This window comes from Chitinophaga sp. SVR4-12A (genome assembly GCF_056754765.1).
In genome coordinates this window covers 2,580,925-2,601,660 of sequence record NZ_JBPGWP010000001.1, presented here as the reverse complement: position 1 = coordinate 2,601,660, position 20,736 = coordinate 2,580,925, and the positions used below count along the sequence as shown (strand labels likewise).

The window sequence follows — 20,736 nt, the reverse complement described above, 5'->3', positions numbered from 1 at the left end:
CTAATAGCCAGGGTTTTGTGTTAATCTTCCCTGGCTGATCAGGATCTGGTTCAGCGGTATGGGGAATACTTCGTGTTTACCGTCAACAAAGTTCTTGCCTTGCGCCCTCATGACCGTGCCTGCTCTTCCCTGTCGTACCAGGTCAAAGAAGCGGTCGTGCTCCATGGCCAGCTCCACTCTTCTTTCCCGCCAGATGGCCTGCCGCAGCTGTGCCTGATCTGTCACAGTAACATCCGGCAATACGCCGGCTACGCCGCCACGGGCCCTGGCCCTTACCTGGTTAAGCGCCAGCAATGCTTTTGCGGGTTGTCCCGCTTCGTTGGCTGCTTCTGCATTGATCAGCAGTATTTCCGCATAGCGGAGAATGCGTATGTTCTTGCTGGTGTTCCAGCCATCATAGTTGGTTTCTTTTGTCTGGCTGGCGTATGACTTGTAGTTATAGCGCGGGTTGGCAGCGTCGGTGCCGATTACTGCGCCGTCCCATAAGGTCTGGCCGGCGAAGTACATGGTACCTGCTTTGCGCACATCGCCTGGTTCATAGGCTGCTTCCAGGCTGGCGCTGGGTGAGTTGAAGCCCCAGCCGTTAAAGCCGCCGGTAACCGTTGCACGGGCTCTTTGTGTTTCAGAATATCCGCCGGTGGCCCAGCCTTCGCCGCCATTCTGCGCCTGTACTTCAAAAAGCGATTCACGGCCGTTCTCGGTGGATTGTCTCCACAGCAGGGCGTAATCAGGTTCCAGGGAGTATTCGCCGGAAGCGATCACCTGGTCGGTAGCTGCTATTGCAGCGGCCCAGTTCTTCTGATAGAGCTGCACTTTTGCAAGCAGTCCCAGCGCAGCGCCCTGCGTAGCACGGCCCACATCAGCGGCGCCATATGCGCTCTTCACGGGGAGAGCGGCGGCAGCTGCCGTGAGGTCTTCCACTATCAGCGCATAGATCTCGCTTTTAGGCTGGCGTGTATAAGAGCCTACTACTTTCTCTACATCATCGGAGCTGTATACTGTATCTATCAAGGGCACATCCCCGTAACATCTTACCAGGTTGAAATAATAGTAAGCGCGCAGGAACCTGGCTTCTCCCACCAGCCTGGTCTTTAATGCTTCAGGAACATTGGTGAATTTAGGCACATTGTCTATGGCCTGGTTACAGCGGCCCACTCCTACAAAATTGGCGCTCCATACTTCTGAGGGAGAGAGACTGGTAGGCGTATAGGTGAAATTGTCCATCTGGTCTTTATCGGCGCCCACATCACCTGGGGTGCTGCCCTTGTCTGCATCGTCAGAGGTAATGCTGCTCATGCCTATCCAGGAGAATACATGCTCGCCCCATTCATTTAACTGGGCATAGCAGGAGTTCACAAATTGTGTGGCATTCTCCGGTTTTACAAAGGTGGAGTCATCTTTTATCAGCGTGCCTTCCGGCGGCGGATCCAGCCAGCTTTTCTTACAGGATATGCTGATGACGATAAGCAGCGCAAGTATTGTGAGTATCGGAAATATCTTTTTCATAAAAAACCTAAGGCGGTTATTTAAAGTTAATGTTGATACCTATCATATATGTGGCAAGGGTGGGATAGACACCCAGCTCAAGACCACTGTTCAAAGCATTGGTGCCTGGCAGCTCAGGGCTGAAGCCGGAGAACTCCTTAATGATGACCGGGTTCTGCGCTGAGATGTAGATCCGGGCACCGCTCATGAAAGCCTTGCTGATAAAGGAAGAAGGCAGGTTGTATCCCAGCGTGATATTATTGACGCGAAGGAAGGACCCGGATTCAACAAAGTAGGTGGAGGGCGGAGGAATGTTGTTAGACGCCCTTGGTTCAGTAGTATTGGTATTGGTGGGCGTCCAGCGGGATGCGCGGGATGCTTCGATGTTATCATTACCAAAGCGCACGGCTTTTTTACCATTGTATACCTTGTTGCCATGGTTACCGTAGCAATCAAAGGAGAAGTCGAGCTGCTTCCAGGTAAATCCTCCGCTGATGCCGTAGTAGAACTTGGGTTGGTAAGAGCCTACAAATACCCTGTCCCTGGTATCCAGTGAGCCGTCGCCGTTAACATCGCGGTATTTAAGATCGCCCGGTAACGCGCCTACGAAATGCGCGGTTTTGTCAATCTCTGCCTGGTCCTGGTAGATACCTTCCACCTGGTATACCCAGAAGCTGCCGATAGGCCTGCCCTGTACGGTATAGGTGGTGATCTCGCCATTACCCAGGCCACCTTCTGCCAGATCAATGCCGCCCCTGATCTTATCTACGTTATTGGTATTAAAGGTGGCGTTCACGCTGAAGCGGTAAGTGAAATTCTTATTTCTGGCATCATTCCATCCCAAAGATGCTTCCACGCCTTTATTCCGCACATCTGCAGAGGGAGAGAGGATACCGTCTGCATCTACAAAGGGCGGCGCAGGCACCCGGATGTATGCGTTGGTGAGCTTGTTGTAATAAGATACTTCACCGCTCAGGCGATTATCCAGTAGACCGAACTCTATACCAACATCCACGCCTTTAGTGGTTTCCCAGCTGGCCGAGGCATCTTTGATCTGGTCAAAGGTGATGCCTCTTACCAGTCCGCCGGGGAAGCCGTAGGGATTGGTCTGCGTAATGGACAGCAGCTGTGATAATTCATTATTTATCAGCCTTGAAATACCATCATTCCCTAACTCCGCATATCCCACTCTCAGCTTTAAGTAATCCAGCCAGGATACGCCTTTCATGAAGTTTTCCTCCGTCAGGATCCAGGAACCGGCTATAGAATAGAAGGTACCCCATTGCCGGTTGTCAGGGAAGGCGCTGGAGCCATCACGCCGTAGTACGCCGTTCAGGTTGTATTTACTCTGATAGCTGTAGGTAAGCCTGGAGAAGTAGCTTCTGCGTTGCAGGTTAAAAGCGGCGGTACCCGCGGGTACGTAGGTGACGGTAGGATCGCCCTGGTTGATGTACCACAGGTTCTTTTGCGGCGGCACATTGGTGGCCCTCATTTCTATGCGCCGGCCTTTGTCTTTTTCTGCGGTATGTCCTACCATTAATGAGAATGTATGATCCCCGAAGGCATGTGTATAGCTCAGGATATTATCCCATACCCAGTAGAAGCGGTTATGGTCTGTTACGAACAATTCAGAAACGGGGTGATTAAAAATGTGGTAATTGTAAGAAGGTTTATACTCGATACTATCCCCGTAGGTTTTGTCAAAGCCCCATGCAGAACGGAAGGTCAGGCCCTGGATCGGCGTTAACTCGCCATAGACGTTTCCCTGGTAGCGTTGCGTTTTGGCCAGCTCGTTAGCCAGTTCCAGGGTAGCTATCGGGTTAGATACGCTTAAGGCGCTGATATAGCCGTAAGAGCCGTCCGGATTTTTCACCGGCACACTGGGCGCCTGGCGGTAAGCGTCTGTAAATGCGTTGTTGGATTTGTTGTCCCTGTCGCTGATAGACACGTTCAGCACATTGCCGAATTTCAGGAATTTGGCGGGGCGGAACTCATTGTTGGAGCGAAGAACGATCCTGGAGTAATCAGCTCCCTTCAGAATGCCTTCATCTCCAAGATAACCGGCGCTGAACAGGTAGAGTGCATTTTCTGAGCCGCCGCTCATGGTCACATTATAGTTCTGGAATAATCCTTTACGGCTGATCTCATCAAACCAGTCTGTATTGTAGCGGAGTGTGTCCGGATTGAACAAGGGAGGCTCGCTGTTATAAGCCCTTGCTTCGTTGGTATAGTCTGCATAAAGGCGGCTATCAGCCATCTTTACTTTATTGGTCATCTTCCTGAAGCCTACAGCAGCGTCCACGCTAACATTTATTTTTCCTGACTTTCCTCTTTTGGTAGTGATCAGTACTACGCCGTTGGCGGCACGGCTACCGTAAATCGCTGCGGCGCCATCTTTCAATACATCTACTGATACTACGTCTGAGTTGTTGATGTTGGTGATGTCGTCAGTGAGCACGCCATCCACCACGTATAATGGATTTTCATTGGTAAGAATGGTGTTCAGTCCCCTGATCTTTACGCGCGGTTGTGTACCCGGCTGGCCGGATGCAGTTACCTGTATACCGGGTGTAAGGCCCTGCAAGCCTTGTACAGGCGTTAATACCGGTTGCTTCTGGATCTGTTCACCCCTTACGGTGGAGATAGCGCCTGTTACCTGTCTCCTGGTTTGGGTGCCATAACCTACTACCACCACTTCATCCAGTTTTGCGTTGGCGCGTGCCAGTGTGATGTTATATTCCAGGTCGCTGCCTACGGTTATTTCCCGCGGGGCAAATCCTATAGCGGATATAACGAGTACCTGTCCGGGATTGGCGTTGAGCTTGAATTTACCATACTGGTCGGTAACGGTGCCCTGGTTGGTGTCTTTGATCCTGATAGACACACCGGGTATGGGCGAGCCGGTACTGTCGGTAATGGTGCCAGTAATGTCTGCAGGCGGCGGAGGCGGTGGTTCTTCCATTGCGCTGGCGGGTGGTTCAGGCGCCGCTTTTTTGACAATGGTGATGGTCTTGTTCTCAATAGAGAAATCAAGCGGCTGATCTTTCAGGCTTTCCCGCAGCACTTTTGCCACGGGGGCATTGCTGACGTTGATGGATACCGGTCTGGCGCTTCGCAGCAGGCCGGCGTCAAAGAAGAATACATGACCTGACTGGCTTTTGATGGCCGCAAATACTTTTTCCAGGGATACGTTCTTTCCGGAAAAAGTGATGTTTTGGGAAAAGCCATTAGCGCTTGCCAACTGGCAAGCAAACAAGAGTAGAACTACAAGTTTCATAACTGTGGCGTTATGGTTGATAAATGTTTAACGAGTCATGGTATTACTACCATTTTATTACCTTGAATGCTGATGTTTACCTGGTTCTTTTCCAGTATGCGCAGTACTTGTGACAGTGTAAGATCGCGCTGGATCTCGCCTTCAAATTCTCTTTGCGGAATGGTTCCTTTATACTCAATGTCTACATCGTACCATCTTGACAGCTGACGTAATACGGTGGGCAGATCGGCGTTGTGGAACTGGAATAAGCCGTTCTTCCATGCCATTACTGCTACAAGGTCTGCATCCGGTACTACGTTCAATGTTCCCTGTTTGTTTAATTGCGCCTGTTGTCCCGGTTGCAGGCGACTGTCTCCCTGTGCGCCGCTGACGTTTACGGCGCCTTCAAGTAATGTTATTGCTACTGATCTTTCGTCGTTATAGGCCATTACATTAAAATGCGTGCCCAATACGGCTATGCGGGCGTTGCTAAGTGACGAAGATGTTTTAACATCAACGATGAACGGCACTTTCTTTTTTCTTTTGTCTGTTAAGCTGGCAATCTCGAAATATACTTCGCCGCTGATCTCCACTCTTCTTTCGCCATCTGCAAATGCGGTTGGGAAACGGAGGGAGCTGGCGGCGTTCAGCCATACGCGGCTGCCATCCGGCAGTGTGATCTGGTATTGTCCGCCGCGGGGCGTGTAAATAGTATTATATAAGATCCCTTTACCAGTAGCTTTACCGCCTTCATAGGCCAGGCGCCCGCTGTCCAGCTTGATCACTTTAGTGCTGCCCTGATGTGCAAGGGTACCGTTCTGTGCGCTGTCCAGCGTAATAACGGTGCCATCTGCCAGGGTAAGCGTTGCTTTATTGCTGCCCGGAGGTATATCGTGTTGATAGGAAGCAGTAGTAGCAGGTGCGGGGCTGTTAGCGGCGTGCCGGTTAATATAGAAGAGGGTGCCTATGCAAACACATAATAGTACGCTTGCGGCAAGGGCATAGTACCATTTGCGCATGCGGTTAATAGTAGGTGGGGAGGCAGGGCTGTTGATGCGGTGGATGATATCGGGGAAGGCAGCGGCTTTTTCTTCTTCTATTTCCCTCATCCTGTCAATGGCCTGGCTGATATGTTCCTTCTTCACCAGCTGCAGGAACAGCTCCCGGTTGCTATCTTTTTCGCGTAACCATTCTTCCAGCAAAGCACTTTCAGACGCTGTAATGCGCTGATCCAGGTGCTTGTGGATCAGATTAGCTATCTGATAGGATCTCCTTAGTTCTCTGTTTTCCATAACGCGGTGCTTTCAGGTGAATAAACCCGCCCTTGTATATAGAAACGACTGAGTGTTACATAAGGCCCAAATGCGATCAGAAAATTTTTAAAAAATTATTCCAGGCTATGGGCTAAACAGGCGCATATGAGCAGCCAGGCAGCCAGGTGCTCTTCAGACAATTTTTTTCTCAGCAGCAGGATAGCCCTTGCTTTCTGGTTCTTAACTGTTTTTATGGAGAGATGAAGTTTATCGGCAATTTCCTGGTTCTTCATATCCTCCAGGTAGCTCATTTTAAAGATACTTCTGCATCCGGAGGGTAGTTCTTCTATGGCGTTGTAGATATGCCAGTATAGCTCTGTACGGATGAGATGGCTGGTTACTATTTCCTCTTCCTGTTGCGCGGTATTATCTGCTATTGCTTTTTGAGATCGTTTAATAATGCGAAGATGTTTCTGAAAATCGAAACAGGCATTCCTGGTGCTGATGTACAAAAATGCCTTGATGTTTGCTTCCGTATGAAAGTTTGCACGTTTTTGCCATAGCTTAATAAAAATGTCCGCCACTATATCGGCAGCAGCGGCCCTGTCCCCGGTCATCTGTTCGGCAAAGAAACGGAGCGGAGTGTAAAACAGCTCATAATAGTAGCTGAACGAAGCGGTATTACCGTTTTTGAACCCGGTAATATGCAACATATTACCGTTGTGGTGTTCCTGACGCATAACGCAGAATGCAAGCAAAAAACCTACCGGTTAAAGTTACGTATTTCTATGGATATACTCTCTTCAGGGCTTTACTATATGCTTCCAGGCAACGTTGCCGGGCAAATTCATGCGCTACAATCGGTTGTGGATAATCCAGGCTATCCAGTTCGGGAATCCATTTCCTGATGTATGCCAGCTGCGGATCAAATTTTTTTGTCTGAAGGCTGGGATTGAAGATCCGGAAATACGGTGCGGCGTCGCAACCGGTGCCGGCGGCCCATTGCCAGTTGCCGTTATTGGAGGCCAGATCATAATCCAGCAGCTTTTCAGCAAACCAGGCCTCGCCCCAGCGCCAGTCTATCAGCAGGTGTTTGGCCAGAAAAGAGGCGGTGATCATGCGTACCCGGTTGTGCATGAAACCGGTTGCACTGAGTTCCCGCATACCGGCATCCACAATGGGATAGCCTGTGGTGCCATTACACCAGCGCTCAAACTCTTTTTCATTATCCCGCCAGCTGATATGATCATATTCCGGTCTGAAAGCTTTGCCTTGTCCCACATGCGGAAAATGCCAGAGGATCATCTGGTAGAACTCACGCCATATCAGTTCTTTCAGGTAAACGGGGCTGAGTGCTTGCGCACGGCTTACAAGGGAGCGGATGCTGGCGGTGCCAAAGCGCAGGTGCACACCAATCTTGCTGGTGCCTTCAATGGCCGGGAAATCGCGTTGCTTTTCATAATGCCGCAGGGTATTGTCATCCGGTATAGGAGGAGGGAAGGGCCGGCCGCTTGGCTTAAACCCGATCGATTGCAGGGAGGGCAGCTGCACGGGATGCTGCTGAAAGAAATTATCAAGGTGCCGTTCTACCGGGTGGCTTTCCGTATAGTGCGCTTCCAGTGTAGCCAGCCAGCGCTTGCTGTAAGGCGTGAACACGGTATAGGGTCTTCCGTCGTCCTTTACCACTTCACTTTTCTCAAAGATCACCTGGTCTTTGTAGGTGTCAAAAGCAACGCCGTTGTCCTGCAGCAGTTTGCGTACGGCATTATCTCTTGCAATGGCATAGGGCTCATAGTCATGATTGGTAAATACTTTACCGATGTTATATGTTGACAGCAATTGTTTAAAGGCCTGCACGGGCTTGCCGTGATATACTTCCAGCGAAGCGCCTTTTGTAACCAGCTGCGCCTGCAGCTTTTCAAGGGCGGTGTGAATGAATTCCACGCGATGGTCTGCTTTATTATCCAGCTGATCCAGTATATCAGTATCGAAAATAAAGATGGGCAATACGGGCTTGTCCTTTTTCAGTGCGTGATATAATCCTGCATTATCTTCCAGCCGCAGATCACGGCGGAACCAGAAAACGTTCACATCCATAAGCGTGGTTTGATTTTCTTAAAGGTACGGCTTATTGCTTGTCCCACCATAAGGGCGTGCCGCCATTGTCAGGCCCGCCAAGGGCTTGTACGGCCCTTGACACGCCGGCGGGATTAGTAGCATATTCCAGCTGCGGGAAGCTGATACGGCGTATGAATTTATCCGTTGGGATCTTTCCGCCGCTGTAGTTTAATACCACGGGGAATAACTTAGGATAGCCGGTGCGGCGGAATTCAGCCCAGGCTTCTTCTCCTTCGGGAAACATGGCGATCCACTTTTGTGTAATGATACGCTCCAGCTTCTCTGCCGTTGGAGCATTCTCTTGCCACTGAATGGTGATCTTGCTCAGGTGAGCGCTGCCGGCGGGTATATTGTTGACTGCATTCCTGGGATCTGTATAAGGTTTGGGCTTGTAGGAGTGGTTGCTGATGTATGCTGAAAAATAGGGGTCCAGCTGGTATTGTGCAAAGGAGCTGCGAACACCGTTCTCGTAATTGCTGCCCGCATCGCCTGCATTCTTCCAGCCGTAGAGAGCGGCTTCTGCTTTCAGGAACCAGGCCTCTGCAGCGGTCATCAGCTGGATCCTGTTATCAGCGAACTGGCGCATAGACAGTTTGGAGAAGCCACTGTAGGTATCCCGGCTGCTAATGTTCACACCATTACGTATACCGTTATACGAAGAGTCGCGGGTGTCTGAGCAGGCAAAGTAGGAGGGCAGCCTCGGATCGTGATAGCCGGTCATAATTGATTCCATGGGTGCACCCATGCGGATATCGTTCCATTTATAGCAGATCACATATAATGGGTGTGATACCGGGTTGATATTGATACTGAAATTATCTGCCGGTGATGTGAGCAATCCGAGCGGGTGGCCCAGGGCAGCTTCTCCTTCTGCGCGTGCCTTTTCCGGGCTAACCGCTGAGATGCGGATGGCCAGGCGCAGGCGCAGGGTATTGGCAAACTTTACCCATTTAATATAGTCGCCGCCGTAGGCAAGATCAAATGCTGTAAAATTGCTTTTGATGTGGGGCGCGGCATAGGCGGTAAGCGTATCGATGGCCTGGGCAAGGTCTGCAAAAAAAGCATTGTAGGCTTCCTGCTGGGTATCGTAATCAATGCTACGGTCTGGATTGATCATACCGTATTTTGTATAGATAATGGGCCCGAACACATCGCTTACGCGGTGCATGGCCGCTACGCGCAACAGCTGGGCCCAGGCATAGAAATCGGAATACTGGCCTTTGGATTTTTCCTGTACAAATTTGCAATTAGGCATGACGTTGCCATAGGCTACCGTCCATACGTGATTGTTCCAGTTATCCAGCAGATCGTAGGTGGTATTGTTACGGTTAGATTCAAAGGGTGTGGGCGTCATCATATAGCCTGAGTAGATATCACCTATCAGGTTCTGCTGCACCTGCGCCGTGGCAGGATCGTTGCTGACGATGATGTTGAGCATGGTTTGCACCAGCGGCTCGCCCAGCAATTTCAGGTCGGGCTTCAGTTCGTCCTCATTAAAATCATAAGGATTCCTGTTGATATCCTCAAAGTTTTTGGTGCATGCACTGCACAGCACCTCACACACGAAGGATACCAGTATCACACGTTTGAACATATTTGGAACAAACCACATTTCACTAATTGTATTTCACTTGTTAGCTTAAAATCCCACCCTGATATTCATTCCGATACTTCTCAATGCAGGCTGGCCAAATACATCGATACCCTGCAGGCCGTTACCGGAGCTCATGGAAACTTCCGGATCAAAAGGCGCATGCAGTGTAAAGAAGCAAAGGTTCCTGCCTGTAATGCCTGCCTGCAAGTGCCGTATCCATTTAGCGCGGATAGGCAGCTGCCAGCTAAGCGATATTTCGCGCAGGCGGATGTTGGTGGCATCGTACATATACAGTTCGCCGATGCCTGCCCGGCCGCCTATGGTATTATAGTATTTCTGTGCATCATATTTGCCGGAGAAGGGCGCGCCGTTCTCGTTTACGGCGTTCAACGCCACGCCTCCATTATCCCGCGCCCGGGCGCTGGCTTCGCTTACGCCGTATTCATCCAGGATGGCCTGTGTAATGCTCATCACTTTACCGCCAAACTTCCCGTCCACCAGGAAGCTGAGCGTAAGGCCTTTATAGTCCAGGGTATTATTCCAGCCCAGGGTAAAGCGCGGGTTTGGATTGCCTACATTCTTCAGCAGGTCTTTATTGGTTTTCAGGTGCCCGTCGCCATCTATTACATACTGTCCTTTATCATTCCTGTACAGCTCTTTATTGCTGTAGATATCTCCCCATGAGCCGCCTTCCTTGATGAAGGAGCCGTACATGTTTGTCTGGAAATCGGTCAGGATGAAATAATTGTCCGGGCCTGCTCCTGGTATGTCCGGATCGGTGAGCCTGATCACCCTGTTCCTGTTAAAGCTGTAATTGACAGCAGACTGCCACCTGAACGTTTTATTGCGTATGGGCACCAGCGTTATGGTAGCTTCCAGCCCGGTATTCTGTATGTTACCCAGGTTGGTAGAGTAAAAGAGGTAGCCGCTGCCAGGAGGCGCAGGCACTTCCATATATTGCTGGTAGTTATTGTTCTTATACCAGGTAAGATCAAGATTAATGCGGCTGTCCAGCAGGCGTACTTCTGCACCGGCTTCTACAGAGCGGTTGTCTTCCGGTTTCAGGTACACGCCGGGGTAGGGCGCGCGCGTGTTGAACGAGATCCTTGTCACACCGGCCACTGTCTGTAAGGTAAAGCGGGAGGGGTTTGACATATAGGGCGCAATATCATTGCCTACCCTGGCATAGGAAACGCGCAGCTTGGCAAAGTTTATGGATGATGGCAGTTTCACCATCTCGCTCAGGATCGCTGCCAGCCCGGTGGAGTAGTAGAAGTATCCTTTGTCTGCAATGGGCGTGTAGGCAAAGGTGCTTGACCAGTCGTTACGTCCTGTAAGGTCCAGGAAGAGAAATTCCCTGTAGCCCAGCTGTGCGCTGGCAAATACGGCCTGCAGCTGTTTCCGTTCAATGTATTGTTGTGCGTCCAGGGCTTTGCTGGAAATATCTGCTACGGAAAAGTGATTGGCGATGCTCAGTCCCGGGTTGGCATTCTGATTGGTGCTGATCAATGTTCTGTCATGCGCCTTTACGTCCATGATGCTGCTGCCCAGGGTGGCCGACAGGCGCAGGTGGTCATTCAGCTTACGGGCCGCGCTCAGGATGAGGTCTCCATACAGCTGTGTATTGGTCTCTTTTTCGAGCGTATAGCGCCCGTTGGGCGGCGAAAGTACGGTTTGGGTACCTGCATAAGCCTTCAGCTCATACTGGTCATAAGAGCGGTCAAAACTGCCCCTCGCCTGGATACTCAGCCAGCTGGCCAGCTGGTATTTCATGGAAAGGGAGCCCATGCTGCGGGTCCTGTTCTCTTCGCGGAGGCTTCTGTACAGGAGCCAGTAAGGGTTTTGCTGATCGTCCTGGCCTATCCATTCCTTATCGTTGCGGATATTCCACCAGTTTTGCAGCATCAGGTTGCGGGAAGGGTCGAAGTATTCATACTGCTGATAGGCCTTGAAATCAAGCCGTCTGGGGAAATTGTACAAGCCTGTAAGCGGGTTGAAATAGAGGCCGCTGGCAGAGCGGTTCAGGGCTTTCTGCAGCATGAAGGTGACATTACCATCTATTACCAGGCGGTTGTCCAGCAGGCGCAGCGAGCCCCTGTAGTTAAAGGTATGACGGTCCAGCTTACTATTGGGTAGTATACCTTTATTGGTAGTATTGGAATACGAGAAGTAGGAGGGCGCTTTATCCAGTCCGCCGCTGAAGGAAAGGGAGTTGGTAAAGGTGACGCCTGTATTGAAAAAAGGCTTTACATGGTCCGGTGCATTTACCGGTGCTCCCCAGCTGTCGGCTGCTCCCGGCTGGGGATTCCCTTTGTCATCTGTATACGGCAGGATCGTTTGCCCATAACGGTATTGCAGTTTGGGCAGGCGCATGGGCGTTTCTATGGTAAGGTCTGAAGAAAGGTTGATATGCCCTTTACCGGGCCTGCCTTTTTTAGTGGTGATCACGATCACGCCGTTAGCGGCCTGGCTGCCATATAAGGCGGCGGCAGAGGCGCCTTTGAGTACGCTGATGGTTTCAATATCATCGGGGTTCAGGTTGGAGATGCCGTCACCGCCATCCCGTCCGCTGTTGCCCACAATGCTGGAGGATTCTCCCCAGATATTGGCCGGTTGGGAAGGGGTGTAGTTGGCCATGGGCACTCCATCTATGATATATAAGGGCTGGTTCTCGCGGGTGGATTTATTCCCTCTCAGGATCACCCTGGCAGAGCCGCCGATGCCGGATGCACTGCGGAAAATATTGACACCCGCTATTTTACCGGAAAGGCTGTTGATCACGTTCACATCTTTTACGCGCGCCAGGTCTTCGTTGCTTAGCTGCTGGGTGGAGTAGGTCAGTTCGCTGGTTTGTTTGGAGATACCCAGGGCCGTCACCACGAATTCGTTCAGGCCTTTGATATTTTCTTGCAGGGTGATGTTGATCTCGTTGTTGTCGCCGATGGCGGCTTCCTTATGCAGGTGTCCTACGGAGCGGAATACCAATACATCGGCGGCGGTACCTTTTATGGAGAAGCTACCGTCTGCTGCAGCCTGTGCACCCCTGGACGTATTCTTTACCAGTATGGTGGCGCCGGGCAAGGGGCGGCCCTGCGGATCGGATATATGCCCTGTGATCTCTTTTTCGGCCAGGGCAAGATGTTGCAGCTCAGTGCCCGCTGCGCTATCTGCAGCTGCCCCTACAATGATCTTATCTTCTTTTAAGACGAATTTGAGCCCGGTTTGACTGCTTAGCAGCTGCAATACTTCATCGATAGGGGTTTTATTACAGTGAAGGCTTATTTTCTTTTTTAGCTGCTGGCTCAGGTCGGCTTTGTCGTAGTGGAAGTTCAGGCCTGTCTGGGTGGCGATGGCTGTCATCACCGCTTCCAGGGGTTTGTTTTTGGCGTCTATGCTCACAAGTATAGGCAAAATAGTACCCGCAACCGGCAGCAGTAGGAGCAGCAGGCCGGCAGTCATACCTGCCAGGCGGAAGTATGATCTTACGGTCGTGGGCATTTGTGTAAGCTATTGGCAGTTAGCTTCTGGCTACTAGCTGTTAGCGTCGGCAAAGACTAAGAGCTAATGGCTAAATGCTAGCGGCTGTTTTTCAGCACGATAGTGTCGTTGCTGATAGAATAAGAAAGGGACTTGGCAAGGCATATGGTCTCTATCACATCCTGGAGGCTTTCTTCTTTGAAGAAGCCTGTATACTTCCATTCCTTTTTGTCACTTTGGTTGATGATGGTAACTCCGTACCGGTTTTCTATTTCGGTTATTACTTCATTGTATGACGCGTCTTTGAATACGAGGTAGCCCTGCTTCCATCCGGTGATCTCTTCTGCTTTGGTAAAGGTGGATTTTACCAGCTGAAGGGACTGCACATTGTAGTGTACCTGTTCGTTGGGCATTAATATCACTGCGTTACCCTCGGGGTTGCCGTTATGGGTACGGTCTATCTTCACTTTGCCGCTGAGAAGGGCCACGGTGATGCGGCGCTCATGTGCATAATCTCTGATGTTGAAGGTGGTGCCCAGCGCCGTGGTATGAATATCGCCTGTGTGCACGGTAAAAGCGTTTTCCTGGTTAGGGGCTACGGTAAAGAAAGCTTCTCCCTCTTCCAGGTAAACGTCTCTGCCGGCGGCGGAGAATTGCTGTGGGTAGCGTATGCGGCTGGAGGCGTTCAACACGATGGTGCTGCCGTCAGAAAGCACGATGCGTTCGGTAGCGCCTTTGGCGGTGCTGAGCTGTACAAAGCCGTTCTTCACGCTGCGGCTGCTTTTGGCAGGCGAGGTTTTGGCCATGGGCGCAGCGGCCGGGGCAGCCACGCGGGATGTTTTCAAATATGTAAAGAGCCAGGCGCCGCTTACCAGCAGTACACTGGCGGCGGCAGCTATATAATACCAGGGGCGCAGCCGGCGGGTGCGGGGCACCTGTATCTTTTCCTGTATGCTTTGTTTGACCGCTTCCAGCTGCAGGGGCAGATCTTCGTCGGGTACGGGGGGCGAACTATGCCTGTTAACGCCTTCAAACCATTGCTCAATGACCATGGATTCTTCAGCCGTGCATTGTCCCTTCGTATAGCGCTCCAGTATATTTTTTATATGTTCTGTATCCACCGTTTCTCATTTAAGGTTTACAAGTAGTCGTACAAGCCGTTTACTGGTACTACCCGTTGCCTGTTTCTGTGTGCGAGCGCAGAATTTTCAGCGCTTTTGTGATCTGGTTCTTGACGGTTTGCTGGGAAAGCCCTAACCTTTGTGCGATCTGTTCAATGGATTGATGTTCAAGGCGGCTTAGCATGAATATTTCTTTCATGCGACCCGGTAAATGGTTGATGGCCTCCAGTATTTCCTGGTTTTTGGCCTTATAATCAACGGTTTCGGTGATATTTTCCGGCTGGGCGTCAAAATGTTCGATCAGTTGCTGGAGGTACTTGCGGTAAGAGCTGTTCTTCCGGTAAATGTCGATGATCTTGTGCCTGGCCCCCTGGTAGAGGTAGGATTTAAGCGATTCGCTGATCTGCAGCTGTTTTCTTTTCTCCCAGAGGGAAACAAAGAGGTCCTGCAGTACATCCTTGCTGATCTCACTGGTTTCGAGCTTACTCAGGATATACAGGTACAATGGCTTGCTGTAACGGTCATAGATCGCGTTAAAAGCCGCTACATTGTCGGCTTTCAGCAAGTTAAGTAACTGTTGATCTGGATAGTTGCTGTACATCAGGACAATTACAGGTACAAGAAATGGTTGATAAAAACGATAACAGCGCTTTTTCCTATACTACCGTGGAATGAAAATTAGGATAATGTTTTGAAATGAGAAAAAAAAATTATGCTTCCTTCAGTCTCAGCTCATTTTTATATTCCTTAGGCGTTTTACCCACTATTTCCTTAAAGAAGCGGTTAAAGTTGGACAGGTTCTTGAAGCCGCAGGAGTAGGCGATCTCCGCGATCGACCAGTCTTCCTCCGTGAGCCGTTTGCAGGCGTGCCCGATCCGGACCTCGTTCAGGAACTGCACAAATGACTTTTTGGTACGGTTCTTAAAGAAGCGGCAGAAAGACTGGGGTGAGAGGTTGGTGATGCTGGCTACGTCATGCAGGGATATTTCCTTGGAAAAGTTGTTCATCACGTACTTAAACACCTCGTCTATCTTATGGTTATCCTTAATATTAAAGGCATGAGAGTAGCCGGTACTGGCCAGGAAGTAGAAATCCCTGGTCTCGGAAAGGGTTTTCAGGATGTTCAGCAGGGAAATGATCCTGTCCAGCCCCTCCTTTTTGGGGAGGGACAGTATTTCGTCCCTTAACTTATCATGGGTATCGCCAATGATCTTCATACCCCTTTGCGCCCGGTGGAACAACTCCGAAAGGGCTTTGGTCTCCGGCAGGCCGTAGAATTTGTCGCCGAAGATGTCTTTCGGGAAGTAGATCACCACAGACCTGGCTTTGAGCTGCTCCAGGCCTTTGTAGTAGTCTTCGTCGTTATACCACACATGGGGGATATTGGGGCCCAGGAATACCATGTCGCCTACGTCAAAGCTCTCAATGCTGTCTCCTACGATCCTCTTCCCATGGCTTTCGGTAACATATACCAGCTCGCATTCCGGGTGAAAATGGAAGGGTGTATTAAAATATGGATCACAACGCTCTATAATAGTGATCTGGTTATCGGCAAAAGCCCCAACTTTGATGAGGATGGGTTTCATCCGTTTATGCTCAGTTTCATTTGAAAAAAATATATTTTACTGTCCTTGATGGAGCTTCCGGGCGGCAGATGGTCGTTTTTACACTCCTGTTGGTCCAACGCTCTTTCCCTCCCCCACGGGAATCTTTCCTATGATTGATGCCAATTTATTAATTTTTGGTTAAAAAAATATCATTTAGCGTAATTTAGCTATTGTAATGCCTATTGTAATTTTGACAAGTATTTTTGTATTTTACACAGGGCTAAATCGATTGAGCGGCTTATACCCGTGCTCAGTTGGAGATTCAGGCACACCCGGACCACAAACTATATTATAACCAGATTATACTAGACGGATGAAAGGAATTTCTATAAAGGACATCGCTAAACAGGCGGGGGTGTCTCCTACTACTGTTTCTTTTGTACTGAACGGCAAGGCTAAGGAGAAGCGGATCAGCGATCAGGTTAGTAAAAAGATACTCAAAATTGCCAACAAGCTCAAATACAAGCCTAACCAGCTGGCCAGGGGCTTACGAACCGGCAAGACCAAAACCCTGGGACTGATCGTGGAGGACATTGCCAACAATTTCTGGGCAAACGTGGCTAAAGTGGTAGAGGATGAAGCCGATAAGCATGGATACAAGGTATTGTATGGCAGTACGGAAGACAACAGTGAAAAGGCAAGGGGACTACTGGAGGTACTGAAGTACCGGCAGGTAGATGGGTATATTATTACCCCTACCAAGAACATGGAGAAGGAGATCGAGCTCCTTAAAATGGTTCGCAAGCCGGTGGTACTGATGGACCGCTACCTGCCTAACGTAGATTCTCACTACGTGGTGGTGGATAACTACCAGGGCGCTTTTGCGGCCACCAGCCACCTGATTGCCCAGGGGTATAAGAAAATAGCGATCGTCACCACCACTTCAGATCAGGTGCAGATGAAACAGCGCATGGAAGGATTTGTAGCTGCGCTGAAGAAACACGGAATCACCTTCAATAAGAACATTGTAAAGAAACTGCCCTTTGATATGGACAGGGCGGGTCATACACAGGAGATCACCAAATTCCTGAAAGCCGCCAAAGTGGACGCGGTATTCTTTGCCACTAACTACCTCGGCATATATGGCATTGAAAGTATCCGCTCTCTCGGTCTTCGTATAGGAGCAGACGTTGGTATGGTAAGTTTTGACGATCATGACCTGTTCCGCCTGCATAGCCCCTCTATTACCTGTGTATCTCAACCTATCGGAGAAATAGGCCGCCAGATAGTGGATGTACTGATGAAAGAGCTGGATCATGCTTCCAATACATCACATCATTTAGTATTATCACCCACACTCGAAATACGACAGTCTTCTGTTAGAGAAGATGGAAACAAAAAGTAAGCGCTGCATTTGGCTACAGTTTTTCATTTTTAATTTTTGCGTTTTAATTTTTTTATCTAAGTTTAACAATTAATTAAAAGAACCTGGCGAACTACCAATGAAATGTGTGTTGCGGGTTCTTTTTTATTTAATGCCTATGCTAAATAATTTTAGTGTGGACAATGAGCGTTATGTTACCTGTAACTAACACGTATGAACGTAACCGTTAAATAAAAAAAATCGGACCATGTATATGTAAAATCGGAAATGACCATGCGCATTAACGGAAACCGCGCGTAATACAACAAACTCGTAAACAATTCTAACCAGGGCTACTGCATGTAAAGCGTATTGAACATACGCCAGGGGATTTATTTCGTCACCTATTTAACTATTCATTAAAATCACAGAAAATGAAGAGATCGCTATTGTTATGCGCTTTCCTCATGCTGTTGGGCTATGCTATTGTCTCAGCACAGGAAAAGAAAACAATCACAGGAACTGTGCAGGATCCCGCAGGGAGCGTGCTGCAAGGAGTTACCGTACAGGAAAAAGGTACCAGCAACGGTACTGTTACCGATGCCAAAGGCGCCTTTACTATTCAGGCAGGTCCCGGCGCCACACTGGTTTTTACCTTTATCGGTTTTGGCCGCCAGGAGATCCCGGTGAATGGCCAGTCTGCTTTGCAGGTAAAGCTAGCGCCTGATACCAAAGGCCTGGGAGAAGTAGTAGTAACAGCATTGGGTATCCAGAAAGAATCACGCAAACTGGGCTATGCAGTGAGTAAAGTAGGCGGTGATCTGATGGATAAAGCCAGGGAATCCAACGTAGCTTATTCACTGGAAGGCCGTGTAGCCGGTTTGAATGTGAGCGGCGTAAGCGGCGGCCCCGGCTCTTCTGCCCGTATTAACCTGAGAGGCGTTACCAGCTTTAATGGCGGCTCTCCCTTGTTTGTAATAGACGGTGTGCCGATGGATAATACCAACCGCGGCACTGCCGGTCAGTATGGCGGAGCAGATAAGGGCGATGGTATCAGCAGTATCAACCCTGATGATATTGAGAACATGACTGTGCTGAAAGGCGCCACCGCCGCTGCATTATATGGTACCAGGGCCTCCAACGGCGTCATCCTGATCACTACCAAGAGCGGCAAGAAAGGCGGCAAGCTGGCCATAGAATACAATACTAACCTGCAGTTTGACCAGGCGGTGAACAATACCGATTTTCAGTATGTATATGGTCAGGGCGCACAGGGACAACGTCCTACAGATGCTGCCATGGCTGCCAGAACAGGTATCAGCGCCTGGGGCGAGAAGATGGATGGCAAACCTACTATACAGCTGGATGGGAAAGAATATCCCTATTCGCCTGTTACCAATAACATCCAAAAATTCTACCGCCTGGCGCCCACCTTCACCAATACCGTTTCTACGAGCGGCGGCTGGGAAACGGGCGCATTCCGTCTCTCGCTTTCCAGTGTCAATAACCAGTCTGTGCTCCGGAACAGTGGCCTTGACAGAAAGACGGTTAACCTCAACATCAACCAACAGGTAATGGATAAACTGAAAGTAACGGTAATGGCCAACTATGTTGATGAGAACAACAAGAACCGGCCCTGGTTGAGTGATGCGCCCCAGAACGCCAACTACGGCATTACCCTGCTGGCCCCCAACGTGAACCAGGTAGCCTTACAGCCCGGCTACGACGCCAGCAAAAGAGGAGCGGAGACGGTATACACGGATGATATCTACAAGACCAATCCCTGGTTTGTGGTGAACCAGTTTGTAAATAACATTGACAGAAAACGTTTAATCAGCGCCGTGGCGGCACGTTATGACCTTACCGACTGGCTGTATGCGCAGGGCCGTGTCGGTTATGATCTTACCAATGAAAATTACCTTACCGTGGAGCCCTGGGGCACTGCCTACAGCAGCGGCGGTACCGGCAGGCTGAATGATCTTTCCAAAAGGCAGATCTCAGAACTGAACACGGATGTGCTGATCGGCGCGCACAAATCCATCACCAAAGACATAGACGGTGATTTCTCCGTGGGTGGTAACATGCGTAAGTGGATAGATCAGACAGTAGGCATGAACGGCAGCCAGTTCATCATACCTTACCTGTATGTGCCGTCTAACCTCACCAACCTGTCATCCAATTACCTGTACCAGGAGCTGCAAACCAATTCTGCTTACTATACTGCCGACTTCACCTATAAAGGTTTTCTGAACATAGGGACTACCGGCCGTTATGACGTGTTCTCTACCTTGCCCAGCAACAACAGGGGCATCTTTACGCCTTCTGTAACCGGTAGCTTTATCTTCTCCGAGCTAACGCACCTCCCCTTCCTGAGCTACGGTAAGTTACGCGCTTCCTACGCGCAAACCAGCGGTGAGGCGCAGCCGTATAAAACGCAACAGTACTATAAGATCTCCAATACCATCAATGGTCAGCCGCTGGGCACTTTTGATGATAACCTGCCCAATCTTGATCTGCAGCCTTATCGCCTCAAGGAGTTTGAAGTGGGCACAGAGCTGAAGTTCCTGGAGAACAGGCTCGGACTGGATGTGTCTTATTTCCGCCGCCAGACCAATGGAGAGATCATCTCTGCTACCATTTCCAACGCATCCGGCTTCCTGACGCAAACACTGAACCTTGGCGCCACCCGCAACAGCGGCGTGGAAGCGATGCTGAATGGTACACCCATACAGACTAAGTCATTCACGTGGAATGCTTCTTTTAACATCACCTACGTGAAGAACCTGGTAGTGGATATAGATGGTACGGAAAATCCTGCGGCCATCAACCTGACCGCCTACAGGCCCGGCAACGGCAACGTGGCCATCGTGAAAGGACTGCCCATGGCGCAGATCATGGCGTACGATTATAAGAGGGATGATAAAGGCAACGTGATCATCGGCGATAACGGCATTCCTGAGCGCGGCGATATTAAACCCATGGGATCTGCACTGCCCAATGTTTTCGGTGGTTTAAACAACGACTTTGCGTACAAGAACTTCAACCTGTCTTTCCTGATAGATTTCAAGTATAACAACAAGATCCTCTCCGCCACCAACTACTATTCAATTGTAGACGGTCTTAACAAGATGACGCTGGATGGCAGGGAAACCGGTGTAGTAGCGCAGGGCGTAACAGAAAGCGGCGCTCCCAACACTACCAATGTAGCGGCTTACAATTACTATCCGCAGTTAGCGCAGAATATCTCTTCGCTGTCTGTATTTGACGGCAGCTTTATCAAACTGCGGCAGGTTACCCTGGGCTATACCTTCCCTGCAGGATGGTTTGAGCACACGCCTTTCCAGTCTATCGCCATTTCACTGGTAGGCAGGAACCTGTGGACCATGATGAAACGTACGCCTAATATTGACCCGGAAGCCGGTTTCTCCTCTGATATAAAGGCAGCGGGCCTGGAAGGCGGCAACCTGCCGGCCGTACGGACCTATGGTGTGAATGTGAACTTTAAATTCAAAAAGTAGTAAT

At 50.0% G+C, this 20,736-nt stretch carries 12 protein-coding genes; 2 read left to right on the top strand and 10 right to left on the bottom strand.

What is annotated here, in order from left to right; translation table 11 throughout:
- From ACR9Y8_RS10595 to ACR9Y8_RS10550, 10 genes are all read right to left on the bottom strand, one after another.
- Positions 1-1,506: a RagB/SusD family nutrient uptake outer membrane protein gene (locus ACR9Y8_RS10595; protein ID WP_481213231.1), complete on the bottom strand. Its 1,506-nt coding sequence runs from the start codon at positions 1,504-1,506 to the stop codon at positions 1-3.
- 16 nt (positions 1,507-1,522) lie between these two features.
- A complete protein-coding gene (locus ACR9Y8_RS10590; protein WP_481213230.1) occupies positions 1,523-4,762 on the bottom strand; it encodes a TonB-dependent receptor in 3,240 nt (1,079 codons plus the stop codon).
- 35 nt (positions 4,763-4,797) lie between these two features.
- Complete coding sequence (locus ACR9Y8_RS10585) at positions 4,798-6,033, bottom strand: FecR family protein (RefSeq protein ID WP_481213229.1); 1,236 nt, start codon at positions 6,031-6,033, stop codon at positions 4,798-4,800.
- Positions 6,034-6,128: 95 nt separating this feature from the next.
- Positions 6,129-6,734 (bottom strand): RNA polymerase sigma-70 factor, encoded by a 606-nt coding sequence (locus ACR9Y8_RS10580; protein ID WP_481213228.1) that lies wholly within the window; start codon positions 6,732-6,734, stop codon positions 6,129-6,131.
- A 46-nt stretch (positions 6,735-6,780) separates the two neighbouring features.
- A complete protein-coding gene (locus ACR9Y8_RS10575; protein WP_481213227.1) occupies positions 6,781-8,091 on the bottom strand; it encodes a cryptochrome/photolyase family protein in 1,311 nt (436 codons plus the stop codon).
- A 31-nt stretch (positions 8,092-8,122) separates the two neighbouring features.
- Positions 8,123-9,724, bottom strand: a complete 1,602-nt coding sequence (locus tag ACR9Y8_RS10570; protein WP_481213226.1) for a SusD/RagB family nutrient-binding outer membrane lipoprotein — start codon at positions 9,722-9,724, stop codon at positions 8,123-8,125.
- A gap of 27 nt (positions 9,725-9,751) precedes the next feature.
- The gene (locus ACR9Y8_RS10565) at positions 9,752-13,204 is read right to left on the bottom strand and encodes a SusC/RagA family TonB-linked outer membrane protein (RefSeq protein WP_481213225.1); all 3,453 of its coding nucleotides are present in this window, start codon (positions 13,202-13,204) and stop codon (positions 9,752-9,754) included.
- Between the two features lie 77 nt (positions 13,205-13,281).
- A complete protein-coding gene (locus ACR9Y8_RS10560; RefSeq protein ID WP_481213224.1) occupies positions 13,282-14,304 on the bottom strand; it encodes a FecR family protein in 1,023 nt (340 codons plus the stop codon).
- 49 nt (positions 14,305-14,353) lie between these two features.
- Positions 14,354-14,869, bottom strand: coding sequence for an RNA polymerase sigma factor (locus ACR9Y8_RS10555; RefSeq protein WP_481213223.1), 516 nt, complete (start codon positions 14,867-14,869; stop codon positions 14,354-14,356).
- A 145-nt stretch (positions 14,870-15,014) separates the two neighbouring features.
- On the bottom strand, positions 15,015-15,890 hold the full coding sequence (locus ACR9Y8_RS10550; protein ID WP_481213222.1) for an AraC family transcriptional regulator: 876 nt from the start codon (positions 15,888-15,890) through the stop codon (positions 15,015-15,017).
- A gap of 334 nt (positions 15,891-16,224) precedes the next feature.
- Between ACR9Y8_RS10550 and ACR9Y8_RS10545 the strand changes: the two genes are divergently transcribed.
- Positions 16,225-17,256: a LacI family DNA-binding transcriptional regulator gene (locus ACR9Y8_RS10545; RefSeq protein ID WP_481213221.1), complete on the top strand. Its 1,032-nt coding sequence runs from the start codon at positions 16,225-16,227 to the stop codon at positions 17,254-17,256.
- 392 nt (positions 17,257-17,648) lie between these two features.
- Positions 17,649-20,732, top strand: a complete 3,084-nt coding sequence (locus ACR9Y8_RS10540; RefSeq protein WP_481213220.1) for a SusC/RagA family TonB-linked outer membrane protein — start codon at positions 17,649-17,651, stop codon at positions 20,730-20,732.
- Positions 20,733-20,736 lie beyond the last annotated feature (4 nt).

What these genes read in the sequence shown, in the direction of transcription:
- ACR9Y8_RS10580 (WP_481213228.1), bottom strand. Translation starts at nt 6,734, where the DNA reads ATGCGTCAGGAACACCACAACGGTAATATGTTGCATATTACCGGGTTC.
- ACR9Y8_RS10565 (WP_481213225.1), bottom strand. Translation starts at nt 13,204, where the DNA reads ATGCCCACGACCGTAAGATCATACTTCCGCCTGGCAGGTATGACTGCC.
- ACR9Y8_RS10590 (WP_481213230.1), bottom strand. Translation starts at nt 4,762, where the DNA reads ATGAAACTTGTAGTTCTACTCTTGTTTGCTTGCCAGTTGGCAAGCGCT.
- ACR9Y8_RS10585 (WP_481213229.1), bottom strand. Translation starts at nt 6,033, where the DNA reads ATGGAAAACAGAGAACTAAGGAGATCCTATCAGATAGCTAATCTGATC.
- ACR9Y8_RS10545 (WP_481213221.1), top strand. Translation starts at nt 16,225, where the DNA reads ATGAAAGGAATTTCTATAAAGGACATCGCTAAACAGGCGGGGGTGTCT.
- ACR9Y8_RS10575 (WP_481213227.1), bottom strand. Translation starts at nt 8,091, where the DNA reads ATGGATGTGAACGTTTTCTGGTTCCGCCGTGATCTGCGGCTGGAAGAT.
- ACR9Y8_RS10595 (WP_481213231.1), bottom strand. Translation starts at nt 1,506, where the DNA reads ATGAAAAAGATATTTCCGATACTCACAATACTTGCGCTGCTTATCGTC.
- ACR9Y8_RS10570 (WP_481213226.1), bottom strand. Translation starts at nt 9,724, where the DNA reads ATGTGGTTTGTTCCAAATATGTTCAAACGTGTGATACTGGTATCCTTC.
- ACR9Y8_RS10550 (WP_481213222.1), bottom strand. Translation starts at nt 15,890, where the DNA reads ATGAAACCCATCCTCATCAAAGTTGGGGCTTTTGCCGATAACCAGATC.
- ACR9Y8_RS10540 (WP_481213220.1), top strand. Translation starts at nt 17,649, where the DNA reads ATGAAGAGATCGCTATTGTTATGCGCTTTCCTCATGCTGTTGGGCTAT.